General features: G+C 28.7%; 36 protein-coding genes and 1 riboswitch. Of the genes, 29 read left to right on the top strand and 7 right to left on the bottom strand.

What is annotated here, in order from left to right; all coding sequences use genetic code 11:
- Genes acpS through recO form a run of 4 tightly spaced genes read left to right on the top strand, consistent with a single transcriptional unit; the run spans nucleotide 1 to nucleotide 2,463 of the window.
- On the top strand, nucleotides 1–387 hold the full coding sequence (gene acpS, locus AC5SL0_RS03310; protein WP_494618728.1) for a holo-ACP synthase: 387 nt from the start codon (nucleotides 1–3) through the stop codon (nucleotides 385–387).
- The gene (lepB, locus tag AC5SL0_RS03305; protein ID WP_494618727.1) at nucleotides 384–1,118 is read left to right on the top strand and encodes a signal peptidase I; all 735 of its coding nucleotides are present in this window, start codon (nucleotides 384–386) and stop codon (nucleotides 1,116–1,118) included. The genes acpS and lepB overlap by 4 nt, the downstream gene beginning before the upstream one ends.
- Nucleotides 1,118–1,786, top strand: a complete 669-nt coding sequence (gene rnc / locus AC5SL0_RS03300) for a ribonuclease III (protein ID WP_494618725.1) — start codon at nucleotides 1,118–1,120, stop codon at nucleotides 1,784–1,786. The genes lepB and rnc overlap by 1 nt, the downstream gene beginning before the upstream one ends.
- Nucleotides 1,783–2,463 carry a DNA repair protein RecO gene (gene recO, locus AC5SL0_RS03295; RefSeq protein WP_020169454.1) on the top strand — a complete coding sequence of 227 codons (681 nt, stop codon included), beginning with the start codon at nucleotides 1,783–1,785 and terminating at the stop codon, nucleotides 2,461–2,463. Before rnc ends, recO begins: the two co-directional genes overlap by 4 nt.
- On the opposite strand, the gene hemB is transcribed toward recO, so the two are convergent.
- On the bottom strand, nucleotides 2,464–3,453 hold the full coding sequence (gene hemB, locus AC5SL0_RS03290; protein WP_020169453.1) for a porphobilinogen synthase: 990 nt from the start codon (nucleotides 3,451–3,453) through the stop codon (nucleotides 2,464–2,466).
- A gap of 72 nt (nucleotides 3,454–3,525) precedes the next feature.
- On the opposite strand from hemB, the gene AC5SL0_RS03285 reads away from it, so the two are divergent.
- The 11 genes from AC5SL0_RS03285 to AC5SL0_RS03235 all read left to right on the top strand — a co-directional run bounded on the left by AC5SL0_RS03285 (nucleotide 3,526) and on the right by AC5SL0_RS03235 (nucleotide 13,068).
- On the top strand, nucleotides 3,526–4,167 hold the full coding sequence (locus AC5SL0_RS03285) for an aspartyl/asparaginyl beta-hydroxylase domain-containing protein (protein WP_011282136.1): 642 nt from the start codon (nucleotides 3,526–3,528) through the stop codon (nucleotides 4,165–4,167).
- 1 nt (nucleotide 4,168) lies between these two features.
- Nucleotides 4,169–4,594: a ribose 5-phosphate isomerase B gene (gene rpiB / locus AC5SL0_RS03280; RefSeq protein ID WP_271726250.1), complete on the top strand. Its 426-nt coding sequence runs from the start codon at nucleotides 4,169–4,171 to the stop codon at nucleotides 4,592–4,594.
- Between the two features lie 2 nt (nucleotides 4,595–4,596).
- Nucleotides 4,597–5,907, top strand: coding sequence for a serine hydroxymethyltransferase (glyA, locus tag AC5SL0_RS03275; RefSeq protein WP_494618724.1), 1,311 nt, complete (start codon nucleotides 4,597–4,599; stop codon nucleotides 5,905–5,907).
- The gene (nrdR, locus tag AC5SL0_RS03270) at nucleotides 5,907–6,365 is read left to right on the top strand and encodes a transcriptional regulator NrdR (RefSeq protein WP_006996878.1); all 459 of its coding nucleotides are present in this window, start codon (nucleotides 5,907–5,909) and stop codon (nucleotides 6,363–6,365) included. The genes glyA and nrdR overlap by 1 nt, the downstream gene beginning before the upstream one ends.
- Nucleotides 6,346–7,446, top strand: a complete 1,101-nt coding sequence (ribD, locus tag AC5SL0_RS03265) for a bifunctional diaminohydroxyphosphoribosylaminopyrimidine deaminase/5-amino-6-(5-phosphoribosylamino)uracil reductase RibD (RefSeq protein WP_494618723.1) — start codon at nucleotides 6,346–6,348, stop codon at nucleotides 7,444–7,446. Before nrdR ends, ribD begins: the two co-directional genes overlap by 20 nt.
- Nucleotides 7,447–7,450: 4 nt before the next feature.
- Nucleotides 7,451–8,044, top strand: a complete 594-nt coding sequence (locus AC5SL0_RS03260; RefSeq protein ID WP_494618721.1) for a riboflavin synthase — start codon at nucleotides 7,451–7,453, stop codon at nucleotides 8,042–8,044.
- Nucleotides 8,031–9,131 (top strand): 3,4-dihydroxy-2-butanone-4-phosphate synthase, encoded by a 1,101-nt coding sequence (ribB, locus tag AC5SL0_RS03255; RefSeq protein WP_006996881.1) that lies wholly within the window; start codon nucleotides 8,031–8,033, stop codon nucleotides 9,129–9,131. The genes AC5SL0_RS03260 and ribB overlap by 14 nt, the downstream gene beginning before the upstream one ends.
- Nucleotides 9,131–9,517 (top strand): 6,7-dimethyl-8-ribityllumazine synthase, encoded by a 387-nt coding sequence (ribH, locus tag AC5SL0_RS03250; protein WP_494618720.1) that lies wholly within the window; start codon nucleotides 9,131–9,133, stop codon nucleotides 9,515–9,517. The genes ribB and ribH overlap by 1 nt, the downstream gene beginning before the upstream one ends.
- Before the next feature lie 2 nt (nucleotides 9,518–9,519).
- Nucleotides 9,520–9,924 carry a transcription antitermination factor NusB gene (locus AC5SL0_RS03245; RefSeq protein WP_271627391.1) on the top strand — a complete coding sequence of 135 codons (405 nt, stop codon included), beginning with the start codon at nucleotides 9,520–9,522 and terminating at the stop codon, nucleotides 9,922–9,924.
- Complete coding sequence (gene thiL, locus AC5SL0_RS03240) at nucleotides 9,917–10,876, top strand: thiamine-phosphate kinase (RefSeq protein WP_494618719.1); 960 nt, start codon at nucleotides 9,917–9,919, stop codon at nucleotides 10,874–10,876. The genes AC5SL0_RS03245 and thiL overlap by 8 nt, the downstream gene beginning before the upstream one ends.
- Nucleotides 10,877–10,962: 86 nt before the next feature.
- Nucleotides 10,963–13,068 (top strand): sodium-translocating pyrophosphatase, encoded by a 2,106-nt coding sequence (locus AC5SL0_RS03235; protein WP_494618718.1) that lies wholly within the window; start codon nucleotides 10,963–10,965, stop codon nucleotides 13,066–13,068.
- 7 nt (nucleotides 13,069–13,075) lie between these two features.
- Here the strand turns inward: AC5SL0_RS03235 and bamE are convergent, their stop codons facing one another.
- A complete protein-coding gene (bamE, locus tag AC5SL0_RS03230) occupies nucleotides 13,076–13,540 on the bottom strand; it encodes an outer membrane protein assembly factor BamE domain-containing protein (RefSeq protein WP_494617627.1) in 465 nt (154 codons plus the stop codon).
- On the opposite strand from bamE, the gene AC5SL0_RS03225 reads away from it, so the two are divergent.
- The 6 genes from AC5SL0_RS03225 to AC5SL0_RS03200 are packed head-to-tail and all read left to right on the top strand — an operon-like array spanning nucleotide 13,539 to nucleotide 16,074.
- Nucleotides 13,539–14,006, top strand: a complete 468-nt coding sequence (locus AC5SL0_RS03225; RefSeq protein WP_006996887.1) for a ubiquinol-cytochrome C chaperone family protein — start codon at nucleotides 13,539–13,541, stop codon at nucleotides 14,004–14,006. The genes bamE and AC5SL0_RS03225 overlap by 2 nt on opposite strands.
- Nucleotides 14,007–14,013: 7 nt before the next feature.
- Nucleotides 14,014–14,196, top strand: coding sequence for a 50S ribosomal protein L32 (gene rpmF / locus AC5SL0_RS03220; protein ID WP_494618716.1), 183 nt, complete (start codon nucleotides 14,014–14,016; stop codon nucleotides 14,194–14,196).
- A 14-nt stretch (nucleotides 14,197–14,210) separates the two neighbouring features.
- On the top strand, nucleotides 14,211–15,212 hold the full coding sequence (gene plsX / locus AC5SL0_RS03215; protein WP_494618715.1) for a phosphate acyltransferase PlsX: 1,002 nt from the start codon (nucleotides 14,211–14,213) through the stop codon (nucleotides 15,210–15,212).
- On the top strand, nucleotides 15,212–15,514 hold the full coding sequence (locus AC5SL0_RS03210) for an HU family DNA-binding protein (protein WP_018414148.1): 303 nt from the start codon (nucleotides 15,212–15,214) through the stop codon (nucleotides 15,512–15,514). Before plsX ends, AC5SL0_RS03210 begins: the two co-directional genes overlap by 1 nt.
- Nucleotides 15,504–15,881, top strand: coding sequence for a MerR family transcriptional regulator (locus AC5SL0_RS03205; RefSeq protein WP_271563510.1), 378 nt, complete (start codon nucleotides 15,504–15,506; stop codon nucleotides 15,879–15,881). The genes AC5SL0_RS03210 and AC5SL0_RS03205 overlap by 11 nt, the downstream gene beginning before the upstream one ends.
- 1 nt (nucleotide 15,882) lies before the next feature.
- Entirely contained in the window at nucleotides 15,883–16,074 is a 192-nt protein-coding gene (locus tag AC5SL0_RS03200) for a 50S ribosomal protein L33 (RefSeq protein WP_006996892.1), read from the top strand.
- 2 nt (nucleotides 16,075–16,076) lie between these two features.
- Here AC5SL0_RS03200 and AC5SL0_RS03195 read toward each other — a convergent pair whose 3' ends face one another.
- Nucleotides 16,077–16,367: a chorismate mutase gene (locus AC5SL0_RS03195; protein WP_006996893.1), complete on the bottom strand. Its 291-nt coding sequence runs from the start codon at nucleotides 16,365–16,367 to the stop codon at nucleotides 16,077–16,079.
- Nucleotides 16,368–16,409: 42 nt separating this feature from the next.
- Here AC5SL0_RS03195 and AC5SL0_RS03190 point away from each other — a divergent pair, with 42 nt between their 5' ends.
- Nucleotides 16,410–17,420, top strand: a complete 1,011-nt coding sequence (locus tag AC5SL0_RS03190) for a COX15/CtaA family protein (RefSeq protein WP_011282124.1) — start codon at nucleotides 16,410–16,412, stop codon at nucleotides 17,418–17,420.
- Here AC5SL0_RS03190 and AC5SL0_RS03185 read toward each other — a convergent pair.
- Nucleotides 17,413–18,741 (bottom strand): O-acetylhomoserine aminocarboxypropyltransferase/cysteine synthase family protein, encoded by a 1,329-nt coding sequence (locus AC5SL0_RS03185; protein ID WP_006996895.1) that lies wholly within the window; start codon nucleotides 18,739–18,741, stop codon nucleotides 17,413–17,415. The genes AC5SL0_RS03190 and AC5SL0_RS03185 overlap by 8 nt on opposite strands.
- Before the next feature lie 4 nt (nucleotides 18,742–18,745).
- Nucleotides 18,746–18,814, bottom strand: a riboswitch (SAM riboswitch).
- A gap of 139 nt (nucleotides 18,815–18,953) precedes the next feature.
- Here AC5SL0_RS03185 and rplM point away from each other — a divergent pair.
- The 7 genes from rplM to AC5SL0_RS03150 are packed head-to-tail and all read left to right on the top strand — an operon-like array spanning nucleotide 18,954 to nucleotide 24,205.
- On the top strand, nucleotides 18,954–19,415 hold the full coding sequence (gene rplM, locus AC5SL0_RS03180; protein ID WP_027306975.1) for a 50S ribosomal protein L13: 462 nt from the start codon (nucleotides 18,954–18,956) through the stop codon (nucleotides 19,413–19,415).
- A gap of 1 nt (nucleotide 19,416) precedes the next feature.
- Complete coding sequence (gene rpsI, locus AC5SL0_RS03175; protein WP_027306974.1) at nucleotides 19,417–19,866, top strand: 30S ribosomal protein S9; 450 nt, start codon at nucleotides 19,417–19,419, stop codon at nucleotides 19,864–19,866.
- A gap of 34 nt (nucleotides 19,867–19,900) precedes the next feature.
- Complete coding sequence (argC, locus tag AC5SL0_RS03170) at nucleotides 19,901–20,923, top strand: N-acetyl-gamma-glutamyl-phosphate reductase (RefSeq protein WP_494618713.1); 1,023 nt, start codon at nucleotides 19,901–19,903, stop codon at nucleotides 20,921–20,923.
- A complete protein-coding gene (locus AC5SL0_RS03165; protein ID WP_494618712.1) occupies nucleotides 20,920–21,144 on the top strand; it encodes a hypothetical protein in 225 nt (74 codons plus the stop codon). Before argC ends, AC5SL0_RS03165 begins: the two co-directional genes overlap by 4 nt.
- Nucleotides 21,145–22,437 (top strand): homoserine dehydrogenase, encoded by a 1,293-nt coding sequence (locus AC5SL0_RS03160; RefSeq protein WP_027306971.1) that lies wholly within the window; start codon nucleotides 21,145–21,147, stop codon nucleotides 22,435–22,437.
- Nucleotides 22,437–23,339 carry an AEC family transporter gene (locus tag AC5SL0_RS03155; protein WP_494618711.1) on the top strand — a complete coding sequence of 301 codons (903 nt, stop codon included), beginning with the start codon at nucleotides 22,437–22,439 and terminating at the stop codon, nucleotides 23,337–23,339. The genes AC5SL0_RS03160 and AC5SL0_RS03155 overlap by 1 nt, the downstream gene beginning before the upstream one ends.
- Before the next feature lie 17 nt (nucleotides 23,340–23,356).
- Nucleotides 23,357–24,205 (top strand): DMT family transporter, encoded by an 849-nt coding sequence (locus tag AC5SL0_RS03150; protein ID WP_027306969.1) that lies wholly within the window; start codon nucleotides 23,357–23,359, stop codon nucleotides 24,203–24,205.
- A 592-nt stretch (nucleotides 24,206–24,797) separates the two neighbouring features.
- Here AC5SL0_RS03150 and AC5SL0_RS03145 read toward each other — a convergent pair.
- From AC5SL0_RS03145 to AC5SL0_RS03135, 3 genes are read right to left on the bottom strand one after another with little or no spacing between them, the layout of a single operon-like run.
- Nucleotides 24,798–25,076 carry a methylated-DNA--[protein]-cysteine S-methyltransferase gene (locus tag AC5SL0_RS03145; protein ID WP_196228218.1) on the bottom strand — a complete coding sequence of 93 codons (279 nt, stop codon included), beginning with the start codon at nucleotides 25,074–25,076 and terminating at the stop codon, nucleotides 24,798–24,800.
- The gene (locus AC5SL0_RS03140; protein WP_494618709.1) at nucleotides 25,057–25,494 is read right to left on the bottom strand and encodes a GNAT family N-acetyltransferase; all 438 of its coding nucleotides are present in this window, start codon (nucleotides 25,492–25,494) and stop codon (nucleotides 25,057–25,059) included. Before AC5SL0_RS03140 ends, AC5SL0_RS03145 begins: the two co-directional genes overlap by 20 nt.
- Before the next feature lie 32 nt (nucleotides 25,495–25,526).
- Nucleotides 25,527–26,036 carry a hypothetical protein gene (locus AC5SL0_RS03135; protein ID WP_494618707.1) on the bottom strand — a complete coding sequence of 170 codons (510 nt, stop codon included), beginning with the start codon at nucleotides 26,034–26,036 and terminating at the stop codon, nucleotides 25,527–25,529.
- Nucleotides 26,037–26,101: the final 65 nt, after the last annotated feature.

Below are 26,101 nucleotides of genomic sequence, written 5' to 3'. Positions count from 1 at the left end.
ATGAAAATTCTTGGTATAGGTGTTGATATAGTAGAAAATATTAGAATACATAAATCTTTAAAAAACGTTAGTTTTATTAAAAGAGTTTTTTCTAGTTCAGAAATATCGTTAGCCAAAAACACAACAAATAAAAAATCTTATTATTCTAAAAGATTTGCTGCTAAAGAAGCATTTTCTAAAGCAATCGGAACAGGTTTTAGAGAAAATTTGAACTTAAAAGATATAACTATAATTAATGATAAGTTAGGCAAACCCTCATTTGTAGTCACAGATAAAATTAAAAAAATTGTTAAAAAGCAATTTAAAATATCATCCTTTGATTTCTTTCTGTCAATTTCAGATGAAAAAAAATATTCTATAGCCTACGTGATTTTACAAAAAAAATGATTACCAAAAATATTATAATTGATAACGTTAAGACGATTTTTTATGCTTTAGTAATAGCGATTATTATTAGATCTCTTTTTATTCAACCATTCTATATTCCTTCGTCATCAATGGAACCAACACTTTTAATTGGTGATAGATTATTTGTTACGAAGTATTCTTATGGTTACAGCAAGCATTCTTTTCCTTTTAGCCCACCGATAATAAGCGGTAGACTATTTTCTAAGAAACCTAAGGTTGGTGACGTTATTGTTTTTAAAACACCAGCTGATAATAGAACGGATTATATTAAAAGATTAATTGGTCTACCGGGTGATAATATTCAATTCATTAATGGTGACTTATTTGTAAACAATAATCAGATATTAAAATCTAGAATTTCCCAAAATGATAAAATTTATTGTGGAAATCAAACAATAGATGTTAATACATTTGAGGAAAAACTTCCAAATGGCAAAACACATAATAGTGTATATTTAAAAAGTTATAGCTTTCAAAATTCTGATAATTTTATAGTTCCCTCTCAACACTATTTTTTTTTAGGAGACAACAGAGATTGTTCAAAAGATAGTAGATATTTGACTAGTGTTGGATACGTACATGAAGATAATTTAGTTGGTAAAGCTCAATTTATTTTTTTTTCATCTGATTTTAGAATTGGAAATATTTTTTCTTTTTGGAAATGGCATAAGACAATTAGATTTGACAGATTTTTTAAGAAAATTATTTAATGAAAATTAATCTCACAACATTAGAAAAAAAATTAAAATTAAAGTTTTCAGATCAAAAAATTTTTATTAAAAGCTTAACGCACAAAAGCTTTGATTCAATCAACAATAATGAAAAAATTGAATTTTTAGGAGATAGAGTTTTAGGTCTTATTATTGCAAAAAAATTACTAGAACTTTATCCAGAAGAAAGAGAAGGCGTATTAGATAAAAAATTTGCATCATTAGTAAATAAAAAAAAATGTCTAGAAATTGCTAAAACAATTGAACTAGAGAAATATATTCTAGTTTTAAACCCTAAAAATAAAAAAATTGAAATTGAAGACAAAATAGTAGCAGACTGTTTAGAGGCTTTAATTGGAGCAATCTATCTTGACAAAGGTTTAAATTTTACTGAAAGATTTATTCTTAATTTATGGAGCGAACATATTACAGCTAGTGTTATAACTCAAATTGATGCTAAGACAAAACTACAAGAATACTCACTTAAAATTTTCAAAGTTTTGCCTATTTATAAACTAATCTCAAATACAGGGCCCCGACATAAACCTCTTTTTAAAGTTGCCGTTAAATTAAAAAATACTAAATTTTTTACAGCAGAAGGAACTTCTAAAAAAGATGCAGAACAGAATGCTGCTTCTTTATGTTTAGAGGATATTTTTAAAAAATGAATTGGGACGATAGCGCTTATTTAGTTTCAAAAAATAAATATAGTGAAAATTCAATAATCGCTGAAGTTTTTACAGAAAACCATGGAAAAATCTCAGGGATAATTTTTGGTGGAACTTCAAAAAAAATCAAAAACTACTTGCAAATTGGTAATAAGATTTATGTAAACTATAATTCTAAAAGTGTTACTAGAATTGGTTATTTCAAAATAGAGATTTTAAAAGCTTTAACACCGCTCTATTTTGATGAAAATCAGAAACTATCATGCATTACATCGGCAATGCACCTTATAAAACTTCTTACTGCTGAAGCACAATCTAATAAAGAAATTTTTAAATTAATTAATAAATTTTTTGAAATATTAAACTCTGAAAATTGGATTCAAAAATATATTTTCTGGGAGTTAGAACTTTTAAAATTATTGGGATATGATTTGGAATTAAAAACTATGGCTGAAAAAGAAATTGTTGATAGTGAAGTCAATTATTACGTTAAATCCTCAACTGAAAAAAAAAGTATTCCAAATTTTTTAATAGATGAAAATGATATGGATGTTAATTTAAATAATTTACTTAAAGGTCTCAAGCTTGTTAGTGATTACCTTGAAAAAAGTATTCTAAAACCAAATAATTTAAATCTTCCTACTTCTAGAACTCATTTTATTAATCTTTTAAAATAGTTATTTTATTAAATCTTCAATTCTATCTGCGTAATAGCTTACTATAGCGTTTGCTCCGGCTCTTTTAAAAGCAATCAAGCTCTCTAACACTGAGTTTTTATCTATTAGACCTTTTTTGATACTATTACTTAATAGTGAGTATTCACCTGATACTTGGTAAGCAAGAACAGGAATTTTAAAATTATCTTTAACTGTTTTAATTATATCAAGATAGGGCATACCGGGTTTAACCATAACCATATCAGCTCCTTCTTTAATATCTAGCGCCACTTCTCTTATTGCCTCATTGCTATTTCTAAAGTCCATTTGATAATTTTTCTTATCACCCTTTAACAAACCTTTAGAACCAACTGCATCTCTGAATGGACCATAAAAACTTGAAGCATATTTTACTGCATAAGAAAGTAGTTGAACCATTTCATGACCCTCCTTATCTAAAGCTTTTCTTATTTTACCTATTCTTCCATCCATCATGTCTGAGGGAGCCAGAATATCACAGCCAATTTCTGCTTGTAACAATGATTGATTTATTAATACTTCAATAGTTTCATCATTTAACACGTAGCCTGATTTTATTAAACCATCATGACCATGTGAGGTATAAGGATCTAAAGCTACATCACACATAATACCAATTTCATTTTTATATCTTTTTTTAATATATCGAATAGCCTTACAAACAAGATTGTCTTCATTCAATGCCTCAGTTCCAATTTCATTTTTTTTTGTTTTATTTGTATAAGGGAACAATGCAACCATAGGTATTTTGCTTTTGATTGCTCTATCAACAATAATTCCAAGTTTATCTATTGTGTATCTATAAACATCAGGCATTGTTTTAATGGATTGTTTTATATTTTTTCCATCAATCAAAAATATAGGTAATATAAAATCGCTAGATGACAGGCTATTTTCTTGAACTAATCTTCTAGACCAATCATTTTTACGACTACGTCTAAGTCTTAAATTTGGGTAATTTCCTGTAATCATGTTTAAATCTGCTTTTAAAATGCGACAAATGTATTATACAAATATATATTAAAAAAGGTAGAAAACAACTGCATGAGCTTAGACAACAAAAACATAATTGACTTAGATCTAAAAAAAGATCAAAAAGTTTTAGATTTTAGTGATTTTCAAAAACAAGATATTAAATTTGATATTAATAAACTCCAAGAGGCTTATAACCAAATTGTTCAAACAAGAAAATTTGATGATGGCGGTGGTATTGCTCACTTTGGGGCTATTTGTTTAACACAAATTCCTGGAGATCCAGATTCTATTAAAGGAAGCAAGGCTAGAGGTTCTTACTGGACAAAACCAGACAAATCAGGAAAAGAAGTTACTAGAGATGTTTCAATAGATGAGGCCGCATACTCTGAATTTATACCAGACTATGAAAACACTTATTTCAAGGAAGTATTTGATGCACTTTCTTCAAAATACAAATTAGGTAGAGTTAGAATTTTACTTAAGGAGCCAAGATCAACATTGAGTTGGCACAGAGATCCAGAGCCAAGGTTACATATACCTATAATTACAAACCCTGGTTGCTTAATGGTTATTGATAATGTCGCAAAACATATGCCTGCTGATGGCTCAGTGTGGGTAACTAATAATGTAAAATACCATAATGCCTTTAATGGTGGTGAAGAAAACAGAGTTCACTTGGTAGCCTGTGTTTTAGATTATAAGTTTAATTAAATTGAAAAAAATATTTTTATCCTCTGATCACGCTGGCTATAAATTAAAAGAATTAATTAAACTTCATTTAGATAAAAAGAAAATTAACTATACAGACTTAGGTCCATTCAATAGTGAAAGTGTTGACTATCCAGACTATGCTCATAAAGTTGCTAAAAAAGTTAAAACAAACAATAATCATGCAGGCATACTCGTATGTGGCTCTGGTATGGGAATGAATATTGCTGCGAATAGACATAAAAATATACGCGCTGCTCAGTGTTTTAATTTGAAATCAACTAAATTATCAAGATTGCATAACGATGCAAATATCATTACATTAGGTTCAAGACTTCTTACTAAAAAAACTGCTATAAATTGTGTAAGCGTTTTTTTAAATACAAAGTTTGAAGGTGGAAGACACGCAAAAAGAATTAAAAAGATTTAATTATGTCTAGTGAAAAAAACTATTTAAATGAAAATTATAAAAGCTTTTTTGAAGACAGCTTATCTGTAACTGATCCAGAATTACATAAAGCCATAAGTGATGAGCTAAAAAGACAACAACAACATATAGAATTAATTGCTTCTGAAAATATAGTTTCTCAAGCTGTTTTAGAGGCTCAAGGCTCTGTATTAACAAATAAATATGCAGAAGGATATCCTGGAAAAAGATACTATAATGGATGTGAGCATGTTGATGTTGCTGAAAATTTAGCCATAGAGAGATTAAAGAAAATTTTTGATTGTAAATTTGCAAATGCCCAACCACATTCTGGGGCTCAAGCAAATGGTGCTGTATTTTTAGCGCTATTAAATCCTGGTGATACATTTATGGGAATGAGTTTAAATTCTGGTGGACATATTACTCATGGGTTAAAAATATCAATGTCAGGTAAATGGTTTAATCCCATAGGGTATGACGTTGATAAAGAGTCTGAACTTATTGATTATGATAATGTTGAAAAACTTGCATTAGAACATAAACCAAAACTCATAATTTGTGGTGGTAGCGCTTATTCTAGAGTAATTGACTTTAAAAGATTTAGAGAGATTGCTGATAAAGTAGGGGCATATTTGATGGTGGATATGGCTCATTTTTCAGGTTTAGTTGCTGGTAAAGGTTATCCTAACCCATGTGAACACGCACACGTAGTTACTTCAACAACTCATAAAGTTTTCAGAAGTGCTAGAGGTGGAATTATTTTAACTAATCATGAAGACCTAGCAAAAAAATTTAATACTGCAGTATTTCCTGGTTATCAAGGTGGACCGTTGATGCATGTCATCGCTGGAAAAGCTGCTGGGTTTTTGGAAGCTTTAAGACCAGATTTTAAAGATTATATCAAATCAGTTTTGGCAAATGCCAAAATTTTATCTGAGACACTTAAGAATAATGGTTTTAAGATTTATTCTGGTGGAACGGATACTCATTTAATGTTAGTTGATCTAAGACCTTTCAATGTTAAGGGTAATGCCGCTGCTGAAAGCCTTTCAAATGCTAATATTACCTGTAACAAAAATGGAATACCTTTTGACTCTGAAAAGCCAATGATTACTTCTGGGATAAGACTTGGAACTCAAGCTGCAACAACTAGAGGCTTTGGTTTAAAAGAGTTTGAGAAAGTAGGTGAATTGATTACTAAAGTTGTAAAAGGTTTGTCCGAAAACCCTGAGGATAACAGTAAAATTGAAGAAGAGGTTAGAAATGAAGTTATAGATATTACATCTAACTTTCCAATATATAAAAATTTAAAATAATGATTTGTTCAATTTGTAAAAAAGGTGAAACATCAGTAGTAGATTCTAGACCTACAGAAGATGGAACTGCCATAAGAAGAAGAAGACTTTGTGTGTGTGGAGCTAGATTTACAACTTTTGAAAGAGTACAATTTAGAGAAATAATGGTCGTCAAAAAGAATGGAAGAAAATCATCATTTGATAGAGATAAACTTTCTAAATCAATTTATATAGCATTAAAGAAAAGACCTATTGATACCGAAACAGCAGAAAAATTTATTAGTCGAACTTCAAGAGCTTTAGAAGAGCTTGGTCAAAGTGAAATTTCATCAAATACAATTGGCACAATGGTTATGGAAGGCTTGAAAGATCTTGATCCTGTTGCATACGTTAGGTTTGCATCTGTTTATAGAAATTTTAGAGAAGAAAAAGACTTTGTGCAATTTGTGGACAAATTAGATGTCTACAAAAAAAGATAAATTTTCAATTAAAGATAAAATTTTTATGGAGCTTGCCTTGAATTTGGCAAAAGCTCGTCATGGACTAACTGGAATTAATCCTTCTGTAGGCTGTGTAATTGTTAAAAATAATAAAATACTTTCAATTGGTCAAACAGGTTTTAAAGGCACACCTCATGCAGAATTTAATGCCATTAAAAATACACATGAAAATTTAGAAGGCTCAAAAATGTATGTGACCCTGGAACCATGTAGTCATTATGGAAAAACTCCCCCATGCACAAATATTATAATTAAAAATAAAATTAAAGAAGTTGTCTATGGAGTTGAAGATATTGATAAAAAAGTTAAAGGTAAAACTTTAAAAATTCTTAAGTCAAAAAATATTTTGGTAAAAAAAGATTTACTCAAAAAACAAATTAATAAATTTTATGCACCTTATTTTTTTAATAGAAAAAAAAACCTTCCTTATGTTACTGGTAAAATTGCAATTTCTAAAAATAATTTGATATATAGCAAAGATACTAAAAGAATTTCAGATATTCATACTGATAAATTTACACATTTTCTTAGATATAAAAATGACTCGTTAATGATTTCCTCCAAAACTTTAAATAAAGATGACCCAAAACTCAATTGCAGACTAGAAGGTTTGAGTAAATTTTCTCCTAAAAGAATAATTTTAGATAGAAACTTAGAAATTAAAAAGAATTCATATATTTTTAAAACAGCAAATAAAAACAATACTATAATTTTTTATCATAACGCCAAAGCTGAGGTGAAATTAATGTTAAAAAAAAAAGGTATAACTTTAATCAAAAGTAAATTAAATAAAAATAGCTTTGATATTAAATCAATTTTAATGAAACTCTATGTCCTTGGCTGTAGGAATTTATTAGTTGAAGGGGGAAATGATCTATCTAAAGACATTATTAAAAAAAAATTATTTAATGAATTTTATTTATACAAATGTACTAAAAGTTTATCAAAGTTAGTTAATCATAAAGAGATTGGTTTTCTTAAAGAATTAAAGAAAAATTATAAAAATAAATTGAAAATTAATAAAAAGTTAGGCAAAGATGTGATTACACTTTACAAATAATATTATGTTTAATGGAATAATTTTTAATCAAGGTTTAATTACTAAATTTGAAAAAAGATCAAAAGGTATTAATATTTTTGTTAAATCTGATTTAAAGTTAACACGTAAAGATCTGGGTGTATCAGTTGCTTGTGATGGTGTTTGTTTAACATTAATCGATATCAAAAATCAGATAATGGAATTTTATCTTTCTGATGAAACTATACAAAGATCAAAATTTAAATTTTTGAAAATAAATGATAAAATCAATCTTGAACTTCCTTTAAAATTTGGTCAAAAGATATCAGGACATATTTGCCAAGGCCACATTGATGCGGTAGGTAAAGTACAGAATATTAAAAAAATTGATAAATCGTATTTATTTGATTTTGAAATTGTCAAAAAAGAACGAGCAAATTTAATTGATAAAGCATCTATATGTATAAATGGAATTTCCTTAACAATTTCCAAAGTAACCAAAAAAGGTTTTCAAGTTTGGGTTATTCCACACACCTTTAAGCTAACTAATTTATCTTCGTTAAAAAAAGGCAGTCTAGTTAATATAGAGATAGATATCTTATCTAAATACGTTAGAAATTATTTTAATGAAAAAAAATAATTATGCATCCATTGAAAGTATAATAAATATTGCAAAGAAGGGCGGTATGTTCATCTTAGTTGACGATGAGAAAAGAGAAAACGAAGGAGACTTAATAATATCAACCACAGACTCAAGTGCTAAAAATATAAATTTTATGGCAAAATATGGTCGTGGACTAATTTGTCTGGCGCTAGATAGTGTACAAGCAAAGCGTTTAAATTTATCTTTGATGTCACCAATAAATCAATCAAGGAATAAAACTGCATTTACAATTTCTATTGAAGCAAAAAAAGGAATAACAACAGGTATCTCAGCAAAAGATAGAGCAAAGACAATTAAAATTGCTTCAAAAAAAAATGCAAATAAGAAAGACATAGTTTCACCTGGACATGTTTTTCCAATTATTGCGAAAGATGGCGGCGTTTTAGTAAGAGCTGGCCACACAGAAGCCTCTGTTGATATTTCAAAACTTGCTAAAAAAAATAACTCTGCAGTTATTTGTGAAATAATGAATGAAGATGGGACAATGGCCAAAGGCCAAGATTTATTTGATTTTGCAAACAAACATAATTTAAAGATAGGTAAAATCGAAGACCTTATTGCCTATCGTTTAAAAAAAGAAAAACTAATTAAACTTAAAAAACAATCAGATATTAAAGTAAAAAATCAAAAATATAAAATTCGAATTTATGAAAACCTTTTAGATGGATCTGAGCATTTTGCTTTGATTAAAGGAAATATTAAAAAAGGGATAATACCAAGAGTTAGAGTAATTTCTTCTAACGTAGTTCAAAATTATTTAATCAATCAACAATTACCAAATTCATTTGATAAAACTTTAAATTATTTTAAGAAATTTAATAACTGTGTTTTAGTTTTTATAAAAGATACAAATTTAAAATCTGTTACACAAACACTTAAGGATTATAAAAACAAAAATTTCTATAAAAAAGGAAATGATAAGCTTATAAGAAATTATGGTATTGGTGCTCAAATAATTAAAGATTTAAAGATTAAAAATATGATATTAATTACTAAGTCTCTTAAAAAAGTTATTGGTTTGGAAGGTTATGATATAAAGATTACTAAACAGGAAATTATTTAATGAAAAGAAAATATTTAATAGTTATTGCTGATTATTATAAAGATATATCAAAGGGTTTACTTAGTAGTGCAAAGAGCATATTACCCAAATCTAGTTTAATAAAAATTATTAATGTTCCTGGTATTTTTGAAATACCAGTCACGATTTCAAAGAATATTAAAAAATATGATGCTTTTTTAGCTCTTGGTTGTGTTATTAAAGGCCAAACACCTCATTTTGATTTTATTTCTCATTCTTCAACTGATGCAATAATGAAACTTTCTGTAGATAGCAAAAAACCCATTGGTAATGGAATTATTACCTGTCTTAATATGCGTCAAGCTATAGCTAGGAAGAAAAAGGGTAGAGAAGCAGCTCAAGCTGTAATATCTGTTCTATCTCAATAACAATGAGAACTCCATATAATCCCAATCAAAGTCCGAGGGTAATTATTATCCAAAAATTATATGGAAATTTTTTTAATGATGACACAGACTTAACTTTTCCCAAACATAGATTTAAAAAATTCATTAAGGATGTTGTTTTAGGTACCATTGAAAGAGATGAAGTTATTAAAGAAGAGGTTAAAAAATATCTAAGTGAGGACTTAGAGTTAACTAATTTAGATCAGGTTTTTCAAGTGATAGTAAAATCTGCTATATTTGAGTTTTTATACAAACCTAAAGTTTCTTCTAAAATAATTATCAAAGAATATCTTGATGCATCAAACTTTTTTTTAGAAGATGGTCAAACTAAATATTTAAATGCAATATTAGACAAAATAGCTAAAAAAATAAGAATCACTAATGCATGAATTTGAATTAATAAAAAATTATTTTCAAAAACTTTCTAAAAAATCACCAAGTGCCTTAAATTTGAATGATGATGTTTTTTTTGATAGAAAAAGTAAATTAGCAGTATCTGTTGACACATATATAGAAGATAATCATTTCATAGACTTTAAAAGGCCTGAACTTGTCATTAAAAAAATAATTAGATCATCAATTTCAGATTTAATATGCAAAGGTATTAAACCAAAATATTATTTTATTTCTGGTTCTGGTAATAAAAAAAGTTTTTCTAAATTAAATTTATCAAAAATCAGCAAATCACTTAATCAAGAACAAAATAAATATAAAATATTTTTAAGTGGTGGAGATACAGTTTTTTCTAACAAGTTAAGTTTTACAATTACTTCAATAGGTTTTGCAGACAATATTATCTATAGAAACAAAGCTAAACTTTATGATGATGTATATGTCTCTGGAAATATAGGAGACAGCTATTTAGGGCTATTAGTTTTAAAAAATAAAATTAAGCTTAATTCAAGGTTAAAAAGATATTTTACTAATCAATATTTTATGCCAAATATTCAATTAAAATTAATTGATCAAATTAAAAAGTTTGCCAATACCTCAATTGATATATCTGATGGACTTATAGCGGACCTTGATAAAATGATTAATAATCAGAAATTATCTTATAAAATTTTTTTAAAAGATATTCCAATTTCAAGTAATCTAAAGAAGATACTTGCTCTTAAAAAACTATCTAAGATTAATTACATTTCTAATGGTGATGATTATCAGGTCTTATTTACAGCTTCTAAAGATAAGATGAGAATCATAAGAAAAATAGCTACTAATTGTAGAGTTAAGCTAACTAAAATTGGCACAATTCAAAGCCATGTTAAAAAATCATCCATTGTAGATGATGAAAATCGGCAAATTACCCTTAAAAATAAAGGTTATTTTCATAAGTTTTGAAAAGTTAAATATTGCCTTTTATTGCTTTTTTTGTATTGTCCGGACTTTAAAGAATAAAATTTAACAACCAAACAACCAAAGGCAAAATGAACTCACTAATAGAAACAATATTATTATTTACCATAGCAGCTGGATCTCTTTCAATCGTTTATGGTTTTTTTACAGGAATGAATATCCTTAACTCAAGTGCAGGAAATGCCAAGATGCAAGAAATAGCATCAGCAATTCAAATTGGTGCTAAGGCTTATTTAGCAAGACAATATAAAACAATTGCCGTGGTTGGAGTTGTTGTTTTAGTCATTATTTTCTTTGTGTTCAGTCCATTAGTTGGTTTAGGTTATTTTATTGGTGCTACATTATCAGGTATAGCCGGTTATGTTGGAATGTTAGTTTCTGTTCAAGCTAATGTTAGAACTGCTGAAGCATCAAGAAAAGGTTTAGCAAGTGGTCTTGCAGTTGCATTTAAATCAGGTGCTGTAACTGGAATGTTAGTTGCTGGATTAGCTTTACTTGCAATCGCAGTTTATTACTATTTTTTATTAAAAGCAGGCATTGATGACAGAGAAGTTATTAATGCATTAGTAGCATTAGGTTTTGGTGCTTCTTTAATATCAATTTTTGCAAGATTAGGTGGTGGAATTTTTACAAAAGGTGCTGATGTTGGTGCTGACTTAGTTGGTAAAGTTGAAGCTGGTATTCCAGAAGATGATCCTAGAAATCCAGCTGTAATTGCTGATAATGTAGGAGATAACGTCGGTGATTGTGCTGGTATGGCAGCAGACTTATTTGAAACTTACGCTGTAACAATTGTTGCAACAATGGTTCTTTCTTCGATATTTTTCTATGGTGATATAAATATGATGATCTATCCTCTAACTATTGGTGGGGCTTGTATTTTAACATCAATCTTAGGAACTTTCTTTGTTAAACTTGGAAAAAGTAAAAATGTTATGAACGCTTTATATAAAGGGTTTGTAGTTTCTGCTGTTTCTTCATTAATAATTTTATACCCTGTTACTGATTATGTAATCGGATTTGTAAGCGAATATACTGTTAATGGTAAAAGTTTTACTGGTATGAGTTTGTATTACTGTGGAATAATTGGTTTAGTTATTACTGGACTATTAATTTGGATTACTGAATACTACACTGGTACTGAATACAGACCAGTAAGAAGTATTGCTAAATCTTCTACAACTGGTCATGGAACAAACGTTATCCAAGGATTAGCTGTTTCTATGGAAGCCACTGCTGTACCAGCTTTAATTATTGTTGCCGGTATATTAGCAACAAATTCAATCGCTGGTCTTTATGGTATCGCTATTTCAGTAACTACAATGCTTGCATTAGCAGGTATGGTTGTTGCTCTTGATGCTTATGGTCCTGTAACAGATAATGCTGGCGGTATTGCTGAAATGGCTAAATTACCAAATAGTGTTAGAAAAACTACTGATGCATTAGATGCAGTAGGTAATACGACTAAAGCTGTTACTAAAGGTTATGCTATAGGTTCAGCAGGTTTAGGTGCTCTAGTATTATTTGCAGCTTATGTTGAGGATATCAAACACTTTTCAGGTGTAGCAGGTTCAAAGCTTGAAGGAATTGTTGTAACTTTTGATTTATCGAATCCTTACGTCGTAGTTGGGTTATTAATTGGTGGAATGCTTCCATATTTATTTGGATCAATGGGTATGCAAGCCGTTGGTAGAGCAGGTGGTGCAGTGGTTGTCGAAGTAAGAAGACAATTTAAAAAATATCCAGGTATCATGAAGGGTAAACAAAAACCTGATTATGCTAAATTAGTAGATTTATTAACTTTAGCTGCAATTAGAGAAATGATTATACCTTCATTATTGCCAGTTCTTTCTCCTATTGTTTTATACTTTGTAATACTAGCTATAGGCGGTCAGGTTGCTGCTTTAGCTGCAGTAGGTGCAATGTTGTTAGGTGTAATTATTACAGGTTTATTTGTAGCTGTTTCAATGACTGCGGGTGGTGGTGCTTGGGATAATGCAAAAAAGTATATTGAAGACGGAAATCACGGTGGAAAAGGTTCTGAAGCACACAAAGCTGCTGTAACTGGTGACACTGTTGGAGACCCGTACAAAGATACTGCTGGTCCTGCTGTAAACCCAATGATTAAGATTACTAATATTGTAGCTTTATTATTGTTAGCTGTAATTGCTGGCTAAGAAAAGATTAATTTCTTTTTCTTTTACCTAAGGGGTCGTTAATTTTCTGTCTCATACTGGATAGAAAGTCGTATACAAATGTGTTTTTCTTGTATTGATTTTCAGTGGTTTGTTCTGCAAATTTCAATTCTTGCATATTAGTGAGATCTAGAAACTCTTTCGTTTCTAGAAGACCCATACTGTTGATTTCTAATAATAGAACATTGTTTACAATAATTCTTTCACTGCCAAATTTTGTAAGAGATGAATTATCTGTTTTTCTTTCAATATAAATCCATAAATCATTGTCAAAAGTACTTTTAGTTGATGGTGAACCTAATAATCTTAAAATATCGTTTTTATTTGACTGATTAACAGTAAGTTTTTCTTGTTTTTTATTTAAAAAATGAACACCGTGGTGTTTTTCAACTTTTTTTAAAGTACAAGCTGAAATAAATAATGATATTATAATAAATACAAATAATTTTCTCATGGATAAAAACTATATAAATATTTACAACAATTTAGTTCAATTAACTAGAAATAAAGATTTGTATAAAGATTTTAAAAACCAAGACACTTTTTCTGATAGATTAATATTCTTTTTACTTCATTTTGCTTTCTTTTTGAAAGTTTATAAGGAAAATAATGATAAAAAAATACTACAAGAGATTTATGATTTTACCTTCAGACAAGTTGAATTAAGCATCAGGGAAATTGGTTATGGTGATCAATCAATTAATAAAAAAATGAAAGATTACCTAAACTTATTCTATGGAATGATCGACAAAATTCACAGTTGGGATGAATTAGATATAGAATCTAGAAACTCTATTTTGGTAAATTTTTTAGATAATTCATCTAATATTGAGTATTTGGTTAATTATTTTGAAAATTATAGGTTAAATTTAAAAAATAATACTTTAAATTCTTATATAAAAGGTGTAGTTAAGCACTAATTTTATTATGGCTGTACCTAAACGAAAACAATCACCGTCAAGAACTGGAATGAGAAGAGCTCAGAATATGAAGTTCAAATCTACCAATATTGTTGAGGATAAGAAATCTGGAGAATACAGATTACCTCATCACTTAGATCTAAAAACAGGCATATATAGAGGTAGACAAGTTTTAGATCCTAAGGAATAAAAGTCCAAAATTAAATGAGCAAAATAATAAAAATTGCAGTTGATGCAATGGGTGGAGATAATTCTCCAAAAAAAGTTATTGATGGAATTAATCATCATTATAAAAGTAACGCTAATACTTTTTATCAAATTTTTGGTGATAAGGAAAAAATCCAAAACTATATCAATCAATTACCCACATCTTCTTTTGAAATAATTCATACTAAAGATCTGGTTAAAGGAACTGATAGTCCTTTAGAGGGAGCTAAAAGAGGAAAAAATACTAGTATGTGGTTAGCCATACAAAGTGTTAAAGAAAAAAAATCTGACATAGTTATTTCTGCCGGTAACACTGGAGCATTACTTGTTATTTCAAAACTTAATCTAAAGATGATTGAAAACATTGATAAACCAGCTCTTTCTGCTTTATGGCCAAATAAAAAGAATATGAGTGTAGTGTTAGATTTAGGAGCTAATATCGAATGTAGTCCAAAAAATTTAATTGATTTTTCTATAATGGGATCTTCGTTATTTAAATCGTTATATCCTGATGATACCGCTAAAGTTGCTTTATTAAATATAGGGTCTGAAGAAATTAAAGGTAATGAGACCATCAAAGAAACTTACCAACAATTAAATCAAAGAAATAACACTGACTTTGAGTTTATGGGTTATATAGAAGGTAATCAGTTAATGAATGGCGATGTAAATGTTATCGTTGCAGATGGATTTACTGGGAATATTGCTTTGAAGACAGCCGAAGGTACTGCAAATTTTATTACCAGTGAATTAAAGAAAGCCATGACAGGTAATATTATTGGTAAAATTTCATCTTTACTAAATATTTCAAATTTAAAAAAATTTAAAGAAAGATTAGATCCAAGACTTTATAATGGTGCAATTTTCATAGGTTTAGATTCTCCTGTTATTAAAAGCCATGGTGGAACAGATTATATAGGTTTTTCAAACTCATTAAGTGTTTGTACTAGAATTGTCACTGGAAATTTAATAGAAAAGATAAGAAACAACATAAGTTAATGAAAAGAACTAACTTAACAAAAAAAGATCTTATAAATTCAATTTATATGCAAATTGGTTTTTCAAAAAATATATCTGAAAATTTAATTGACGATTTTCTAATTACAATAGTAGACAATTTAAAAATAGAAAAAAAATTAAAGCTCTCTAAATTTGGTACTTTTTCTATAAGAGCAAAAAAAAGTAGAATTGGACGAAATCCCAAAACAAAAGAACAAACAACTATATCTAATAGAGATGTTGTTTTATTTAAAGCTTCTAAGGAATTTAAAGATTTGGTAAATTCTAAGAATGATTCATAAAAATAGTGATGCTTATAAGTCAATAGGTGAGGTTGCTAAAATTCTTGGTCTTGTAAACAAAAAAAAAGGAACCTTGAATACTCATACTATTCGATTTTGGGAGAAGGAATTTAAGCAAATTAAGCCAAAAATTTTAAATGGTAATAGAAGATATTATAATAATGATACTATTGAGGTTTTAAAAAAAGTTAAATATCTACTCAAAGATCAAGGAATGACAATTATTGGTGTTAAAAAAGTTCTTAATTCTGATAAATCATTAAAACTTGACGAATTACCAAATAATTCTATAAATGCTGATTATAATTTAAAAAATAAACTTAAGAAGATTTCTGATTTAATAAAAAAAATAAAAAGTTTAAAATAAAATGGCAAAAAAAACGCACGTTAAAGTTAGATTAGTACCAGAGGCTAAACCTGATAGTCCTTTTTTTTATTATGTTAAAAAACCTGCGGGTGGTGAAAAAGCTAAAGTTAAATTGTCTGCAAAGAAATATAACCCTTCTACAAGAAAACATGAAATGTTTGTGGAAAAAAAATTACCTCCACACAGTAAATAGTACTATTTTTTTCTAAAATTTCTTTTTTCGTAATCAATAAAAGACCAAATCATATTTTTCCAAATTCTATTAGTGATTTTTGGGTCAATATTAGTTTGTATTGATTTTTTTTTAATTTTTTTAAGTATAAAATTGATCCTTTTTTGATCAATTATTTCTTTTTTATGGATTTTTACTTTTAGCACTTCATTGACTAATGAAGATCTTTTTTTGATTAATTTAAGTAAATCATTATCAAGTTTATCAAGCTTAATTCTAATCTGATTTAGTTTTTTTTTATTTGTAGGCGACATTTATTCAATTGGTTATTAAGATAATTATTATAAGTATAATTTATGTTTGTAAATAGCGACAACTATATAAAATATTTAAAATTGTGGTTAATAACTTTATTTTCATTAATTGTTCTTATGGTAGCTGTCGGTGGTCTTACTAGACTAACAGACTCTGGTTTATCAATCACAGCTTGGGAGCTTTTTACTGGAATACTCCCACCTATGAATATTAATGAGTGGAATTTTTATTTCACAGAATACAAAAAAATTCCTGAATATAAAAATATTAACTACGGCATGTCCTTAGATGAATTTAAAGTGATTTTTTATTGGGAGTATGCTCATAGATTGTTAGCAAGATTTGTAGGTTTGTTTACTTTAGTGCCTTTGCTTTTCTTTACTCTCTATTTTAAAAAAACTCTGCATTATTCTAATAAATATTATTGGATTTTTTTCCTTGTGTGTCTTCAGGGGTTCATCGGTTGGTATATGGTATCTAGTGGATTAATTGAAAATAATGACGTTAGTCACTTTAGACTTAGCATTCATTTATCTTTGGCTTTATTTATTTTATGTTTAATTTTTTGGTATATTTTAGATATTCATAAAATTAAAAAATTTGAAAATAAAATTCCAAATTTATTTTTATTATTCATACTTAAATTGATAGTTTTGCAGATTGTATTGGGTGCTTTCTTATCAGGTTTAGATGGTGGTCTCATCTATAATTCATGGCCTGATATGAATGGTAGTTTTTTTCCAAATGATGTTAGTTATGGTGATTTAATTACTACTCAATTATTTAACAACCCATCAATTATTCAATTTTTGCATAGATCAACTGCATATTTGCTTCTTTTTTTTATAATCATTTTAAATTTTATCTATTTTAAAAAACAATATGATTTTAAATATGTATTATTTTTTGATGTTGCTATCTTGTTTCAAATTTTTTTAGGAATTATAACTTTGATTTCTGGTGTAGAGATTACATATGCTTCACTACACCAGCTAGGTTCAATATTAGTTTTGAGTTCTTATTTTTTGATATTATATAAAAACTCTAACTAACTGCTTTCAAATTCCCTTTAGAAGATTTATTTAAAGCTTGGTCTAAATCCTCAATAATGTCATCTATATGCTCAATACCAATACATAATCTTACGTATCCAGGAGTTACACCTGAGGCTAACAATTCTTTTTCTGTTAACTGACTATGAGTTGTTGTTGCAGGATGAATTGCTAAACTTCTTGCATCCCCAATATTTGCAACATGATAAAACATTTTTAAAGACTCGATAAATCTCTTACCTGCTTCAATACCACCTTTGAGCTCGATACCAACTAAACCACCATTTCCTTCATTAAGGTATTTTTTAGCACGATCAGCAATTTTACCTTCATGTTCTGTTGGATAGATTACTCTTGTTACTTCTTTATTTTTCTTTAAATAGTCAACAACTTTTGATGCATTTGAGCAGTGTTGTTTCATTCTGAGAGCAACTGTTTCGAGCCCTTGAATAATTCCAAATGCATTGTCAGGTGATAGGGCAGAACCAAGATCTCTTAGTAATGTAACCCGCGCTCTTACTGCAAAAGAAACATTAGCCCCAGTTAATTCTGGAACCACTTTTCCCCATATAGCTCCACCGTAACTTGCGTCAGGTTCGTTAAATAAAGGTTGCCTTTTGGGATCAGCTGTCCAATCAAAATTACCTCCATCAACCAAAGCTCCACCTACAACCGTACCGTGACCACCTATATATTTTGTTAGTGAATAAACTACTACAGCAGCACCATGTTCTAAAGGTTTGCAAATTACAGGAGCAGCTGTGTTGTCCATTATTAATGGTATATTGTATTTTTTACCAATATCAGAAACTTCTTTAATTGGAAAAACTCTCAAATAAGGATTTGGTAAAGTCTCACCATAAAAAGCTCTAGTTTTATCATCAACAGCTTTTTCAAAGTTTTTTGGGTCAGAAGGGTCTGCATATCTAACTTCAATACCAAGTTTACTTAATGTATGCGTGAATAACGAAATAGTACCTCCATATAAATCCGTAGAGCTGACTATATTATCTCCGGCTTGTGCAACGTTTAAAATTGCAAAAGTTGATGCGGTTTGTCCAGATGCTACTGTTAAACAGGCTAATCCTCCTTCTAATGAAGCAACTCTTTTTTCAAGAGCATCATTTGTTGGATTCATTATTCTTGTATAAATATTTCCAAATTCCTTAAGAGCAAACAAATTTGCAGCATGTTCAGTACTATCAAATTGATACGATGTTGTTCTATAAATTGGAACTGCTACTGCTTTGGTTGTTGGATCACTTCTATAATCACCACCATGTATAGCTATAGTCTCAGGGTTTTGTCTTTTTGTACTCATCTTAATACTCCTTTTTTAGTACTTTTGCTTTATGCAAGGCGTACAATACAGTTCAAATGCGCCTACCGATAATGTGGTTAAAAAATCCTTTTTAGCAATAACTAGCCTGCAATAGGAACAAATCGGCTATATAAAAATATCATTTAAGCAAGATATTGCAAGAGAAATATAAAATTGACATTATATCTAATAATAGTATTAATCCTCGCACTATGACAAAATTTCTAAAAAGTGGTGATTTAAACAGTAACTGGTTTGAGATAGACGCTAAAAATGCTGTAGTTGGCAGATTAGCTTCTATTATTGCTTTGATTGTTAGAGGAAAAAACAAAACAACTTTTACACCTCATATGGATGATGGTGATTTTGTTGTTGTTAAAAATGTTGAACAAGCAAAGTTCACAGGAAAAAAATTTAAAGATAAAAAATATTATAGACATACTGGTCACCCAGGTGGAATTAAAGAAATTACTCCTGAAAAGTTATTAGAAAAAAATAAACCTGGTGAGACATTAAAATTAGCTATTAAAAGAATGTTACCTGGGGGAGTTCTAGGAAGAAAACAGTTAACTAAAGTAAAAATTTATGCTGGTGAAGAACACCCTCATGCAGCACAAAACCCAAAACTTTTAGACCTAGGTAAATTAAACAGTAAAAATTTAATAAGAAATTAATATGGTAACAGCAGCTACACCAAATAAAGTATCTACAAAAAAACCTAAAATTAAATTAGATTTTAAAGATAGTAAATACGCAACTGGTAGAAGAAAAAAATCTATTGCAAAAATTTGGGTGAAAAAAGGTACAGGTAAAATTTACGTTAATGGCAGAACTATGGATGAGTATTTCACTAGCGGAAGTCACAAAATGCAAATCACAAGACCATTTGAGATTATAAACCAAGCAACTGATTATGATGTAAGATGTAGCGTAGCAGGTGGTGGTCACACAGGTCAAGCTGGTGCAATGGTTCATGGTATTGCTAAAGCATTAATCTTATTTGATTCAGAGAATAGAGCAGTACTTAAGACAGAAAAGCTTAATACTAGAGACTCTAGATCAGTTGAAAGAAAAAAACCTGGTCGTAGAAAAGCAAGACGAAGCTTCCAATTCTCGAAAAGATAATTCTTTTTTAACTCTAAACTGTTATAATAAAAAAATGCCTAAGCTTAATGTTTTAGTTGCTGGATCAACAGGTTATATTGGTGTTCAATTAATTAAATTATTAGTTAAACACAGCAATGTTAATATTAAATATCTTTGTGGTAATACGTCTGTTGGAAAAAATATTTCTAGTTATGAAAAATCATTAAGTTCAAAAAAATTACCTAAAATTATTAGATACAATAAAGAACTTTTAAAAAACATAGACCTTGTTTTTACAGCTCTACCTAATGGTGAAGCACAAGATATTTCAAATGATTTATTAAAATACAATATATTAATTGATTTAGCTGCAGATTTTAGACTTAATAAAGCATCAGAATATCTAAAATGGTACAAACAAAAACACAGATCTGTTAAAAATATTAAAAAATCAATTTATTCATTACCAGAAATCAATGGTGATAAATTAAAGAAGTTTAATATCATTGGATGTCCAGGTTGCTACCCAACATCAATACTTTTACCACTTATTCCTTTAGTTAAGAAAAATTTGATAAAAACAGATAATATTATTATAGACTCAAAATCTGGTTACTCTGGTGCTGGGAGAGGTGTACATAAAAAATATAAGGATAAAAATCTTTATGAATCCTTAAGCGCTTATGGTGTGGGTTTCCATAGACATAACTCTGAAATTCAACAAGAAATCGAAAACTACACTAAAAAGAAATTTTCTTTTACATTCACACCCCATTTAACACCAATGTTTAGAGGGATACTTAGCACAATTTATCTAGACCTTAACAAAGGTGTAGGTATTAAAAATTTAGAAAACACTTTAAAGAGCCAATATTCAAAAAACAGATTCGTTAAAATTTTAAAAACAAATTCATTGTTAAGTACAAATGACGTAATTAACACAAATAATTGCTCTATAGTAATTTGTAAAACTAAGTATAAAAATAGAGTAATTATTTTATCTGTTATTGATAATTTGATTAAAGGTGGGGCAGGTCAAGCAATACAAAATATGAATATCAAATATGGTTTTAATGAAACAAAAGGATTAATTTGAAATACTTATTTTTATATTTGATTGTATTTTTAACTTCGTGCTCATTAAACAAAGACTCTGCTTATTGGAATGAAGATCCAATAAAAAAATCTGCTGAAGATAAAAAATTATCTAAGATATCATTGAAAACCGGTGATTATAAATCTATGACATTTGATGAATTTAACCTTTTTCTTAAAGATTATTCAAATAATGCAGAATATCCAGATATTAACCAATAGATGAAAAATATAATTAACATTGCTGTAGTTGGTCTAGGACAAGTTGGCATCTATTTGTTAAATGAACTTAACACTAAAAAAAAAGATATTGAACTTAAGACGGGTAAAAAGATTAATGTAGTAGCTGTTTCAGCAAGAAGCATTTCTAAAAAGAGAAGATTTAAAGTTAATAAGAAAATGTTTTTTAAAAACCCATTAGAAATTTTTAATAAAACCAAAGTAGATATTTTATTCGAAGCCATAGGTATGTCGGATGGGATTTCTAAAAAAGTTGTAGAAACTGCCTTAAAAAATAAAATACATGTAATCACTCCAAATAAAGCGCTCATCTCTAAACACGGCGATTATTTAGGAAAATTAGCAGAAGATAATAATGTTAATTTAGAATTTGAAGCATCAGTAGCAGGTGGCATTCCAATATTAAGAACCATTAAAGAGGGTCTTGCAACTAACAAAATTTCTAAGGTTTATGGAATTTTGAATGGTACTTCTAACTATATTCTTTCAGAAATGAGAAATTCTAAAGATAGTTTTTCAAATGTTTTAAAAAAAGCACAAAAACTTGGGTATGCTGAACCGGGTAATCCTAAATTAGATCTTAATGGTTTTGATGCTTTTGCTAAAGTAAGAATTTTGTCTGCTCTTGCATTTAATACTAAGATTTCAAAACACAAATGTTTGATGGAAGGTATTGAAAAGATTGAGTTAAAAGATATAGAAATTGCTAATCAATTAAATTCACGCATTAAATTATTGGGTATTTCTGAAATTATTAATAATCAATTGTTTGAAACTGTTCACCCATGCTTAGTAAGTAAAAATTCGTATATTGGTAATGTTGGTGGAGTTATGAATGCTGTTATTCTTGAAGGAAAACCTGTTGGTGAAAGTATATTACAGGGAGAGGGAGCTGGTCCTGGTCCAACTTCATCATCATTATTATCCGATCTACTTTCAATATTAAATGGGAATGTTAAAAAACCCTTTGGTATTCCAGGTAGCAAACGTAAATCAATTAAATGTTATAATGTAAATAATTATACAAATTCTCTATATTTGAGATTTGAAGTTAAAGATAAACCTGGTGTTTTATCAACAATTACTAATAGACTAGCTAAGTATAAAATTTCAGTAAAAAGACTAATTCAAACTCCTGATAAAAAAAATAATAAAGCCACTATTGTTATTATTACCCATAAAACTAATGAGCTTAATTCTAAAAATTGTCTTTCTGTTTTCAAAAAAGACAAACTTATTCTTAAATATCCTACATTGATTAGAATTTATAATTAATGGAAATATATCTAAAACTCTTTGAGGTGATATTTCCTGTCTTTTTTGTTGTTGGTATTGGTTATTATCTAGGTAAAAATAATTCAAAAATTGATACAACTTTCATAACTAATTTTGCTGCCAATATTGGAACTCCAGCAATGATTATATATGCTCTAACTTCAACTGGTATATCCTTTGAAATATTTAAAGATTATTCCTGGTACTTCTTAATAGCAATTGTAGCTTTTACTTTTATCGGAATAATTTTTTTATTTTTTTTAAAAACAAAAGACATCATCCGTGAGCTTCCACCATTCATAATGCCAAATACTGGAAATATAGGTATGCCTATTTGCTTATTTGCTTATGGTAATGAAGGTTTAGGTGTTGCAGCATCAATTGGAGCTTTAATAGTTTTATGCCACTTTACCTTGGGGATTTTCCTTGCTGATAGAAAATTCAATATTAATGTTATTCTTAAAAATCCACCATTTTATGCAATTATAATTTCAGTGATTTTTCTATATTTCAAAATAGAACTTCCAGTCTTTGTAGAAAACACAACTTTCCTATTAATGTATGCTACAATTTTTTTAATATTAATGTCTTTAGGAATTGCCTTAACTCGTTTTAAAGTTTTTTCTTTTAAAAAGGCTGTGATATCATCAATTGGAAGAGTTATCTTAGGTCCCATTGTTGCGTTATTAATAATTAAACATTTTGATTTATCAGGGTTTGCAGCTGGTGTTTTATTAATTCAATGTTCAATGCCTAGTGCAGTTTTAAATTATCTTGTAGCTTCAATTTATTCGCCAAAAAAAATTGTTGATAGCGTTGCTAGTACCATCGTTGTTTCTACAGTTATGTCATTTGCTACTATTCCAGTAGTCGTATTCTTTGCTTTAAAGTACTTTAATTAAACTGTATCAATTGGCTTATGAAAGCCATCATATTTAACCTTTTAGCCTGGGTAATGCTGCCAATCATGGATGGTTTTGCTAAATATTTAAGTGCCGATATGCCTGTTTTACAGATCACTTGGGCAAGATACTTTTTTACAGTCGCATTTACACTTCCAATAATGTTCTTCTTTTATAATAAGCAACTTGTTTGGACTGATAAGCCAAAATTACAAATAATAAGAGGATTAATACTGCTTTGTGCAAATGTTTGCTTCTTCTATGCAATATCTGTTATCTCTTTAGCTAAAGCTTTAACGCTCGCTTTTGTGGCGCCCTTAATTGTTACTGCATTTTCTCCAATATTATTGGGTGAGAAGGTGGGTATTAGGAGGTGGACTGCTGTTATTATAGGGTTTATTGGCTCTCTAGTCGTTATAAGGCCAGGATTTGTAGAGATTAACTTGGCTAGTCTAGCTGCATTAGGAACGGGTGTAATGTATGGCTTCTATTTGATAATTACACGTAAATTGAGCACTTCAGATAACCCTTTATTAACCCTATTATTGACTGGATTAGTTGGATTGGTTGCTGTTTCTGGCTTAATGCCATTTGTTTGGGTTAATCCAAGCGTCTCCCAATGGTCTATGATGGCCTCTATAGGTGTATTTGCATGCGTTGGTCACTTATTTCTTATATTATCCCTTAAATATGCTGATGCTTCTAAATTAGCTCCATTTAGCTACTTTGAAATCATTACTAATATCATTATTGGTTATTACTTTTTTAGTGACTTTCCTGATAATTGGACATTCTTAGGTTTATCTATTATTATTATGAGTGGAATTTACATATCTAAAAGAGAATCTTATATTAAATCCAATTAATTAGGTAACACTTATTTACTAATACTTAATATTATACATTAATAAAGTACTTTAAACTACTGTAATTATTAATTTAAATACAATAGTATAAATTTATAAAATTATAGTTAAAATATAATAATGCTTAACAAATAGTTAAATTATAGTTAACTAAAATAGGCCTAAAATAAAATAAGCATAGATCTTTTTTATATAGTTGAAAAAGTGTGAATTGAGAAATTTTTATTTTTAGTAAATTAAATATAGTTTTTAAACTGGCTAAAATGGTGATTTAGTATTGATATTAAATGCTTATTTCTATTAGTGGGGTAATTTAGTGAAAATTAGATTATATATTGGGTAGAATAGGGGGCTAAAAAAGACAGTAAAATGGTTTTTTTTACTCCTTCTATAATCGTTGCTATTGTTGATAAGTAGAGCAATGCAGTATGAGAATATACTGTTTAAACGTCCATAGGATAGTCTATTTTAGCTAAAAGACCATTTGCAGTACAACTGAAGGATGCATTACAGCAATTAGACAAAAATATAGCTAAATACCTAAAAAGTGTTTAATACCAGGAGTTTTTTAGGTTTTTTGTGGTTAAAACTACTATTTTATGAAGACCTTTTCAAATCTCAATAAACGTCGTTTTTGTTGAATTCCACCTTTTCCAGAGTATCCTCCGAGACTTCCATCTGATCTGATTACTCGATGACAGGGTATTTTAGGTGGATAGGGGTTTTTACCCACTGCATTAGCAACAGCTCTGAATGCCTTGGGTTTTCCAATGGCTTTAGCAACTTCTAAGTAGGTCTTAACTTTGCCCTTGGGTATTTTCTTTAGGTAATTCCAAACTTTTAGCTGAAACTTAGTTCCCTTTAAGTTCATAGAGTTCAAATCCAGTGTTATTGGCTATTTTATCGTATAGTTTCTTTGCATTTTCATTGGAAGAGTGGGTGATCCAACGAATTCCATTCCAATTATTGGCTTTAGATAAGGATTTTAAATGACTTATGAGTTTTTGAGCTATTTTTTGACCTCTAAATTCTGGCTCTACGAACAAATCGTCTAAAAAGCAAATATATTGGCCCTTAATTGGTCTTGGCATTGTTCTATAATGAGCAATAGCAACGATTTTACCCTCTAATTCAAAGCAAAGACCATTAACATCATGGCTTTCATCGTGAATCCATGCCCAAAGAGTATCTAAAATTCCTATATTCATTGGGACTTTATAGAAATCAGCATAACTATTGTATAATTTAGCCCAATTTTCTTTATCATTGTGTTCTAATTTTCTAATCATTTAGTTTAATTTATTATTGTAAGTCATTGAAATTAATAACCAAAAACTATTGCACTATCAATATTAAGGTAGTTTTCCTCATAAAAAAAATTCTCAACTTTTTTACAAACACTTTTATATATGTTTTTTGTGTGACTGACTTCAATTGGAACAAACAGAAATAGGTGATTAGCTTCTTCACAAATATGACATTTGTAAATATCAAGTAAATCCATGTTATTTGTTGTTGTTTTACCTCTTTCAACTTCCATCAAAATCCCATTTTTTCCTATTTTCTTATAAAAATCTGGTCTAAGTCCTGAATCTTTATACTTCTTGAATAAGCCTTGTTTTTCATCTTTAAAACCCAAAGGAATAGCTATTTCCTCTATTATTTTCTGAATAACCTGGCTGTCAGTACCTTTAACATTTGAATTTTGAATTCTTTGGTTTACTTCTTTCTGGTTAAGATATTCTTCAATTATATTTGATATTTTAAAGATCTCTTTAAGCTCAGATTTATCAATTTTTTTTTTAATAAACTTAGAAACTTTAATTCTCATAAAGTTATAATATTGTTATTGACAATCAAAATCACTTAATATATTACTAACGATAATTAATGGTT

The organism is Candidatus Pelagibacter sp. PS_16 (assembly GCF_059417965.1).
Note: the sequence above shows the minus strand (reverse complement) of the source record. Positions and strands in the feature narration are given on the sequence as shown.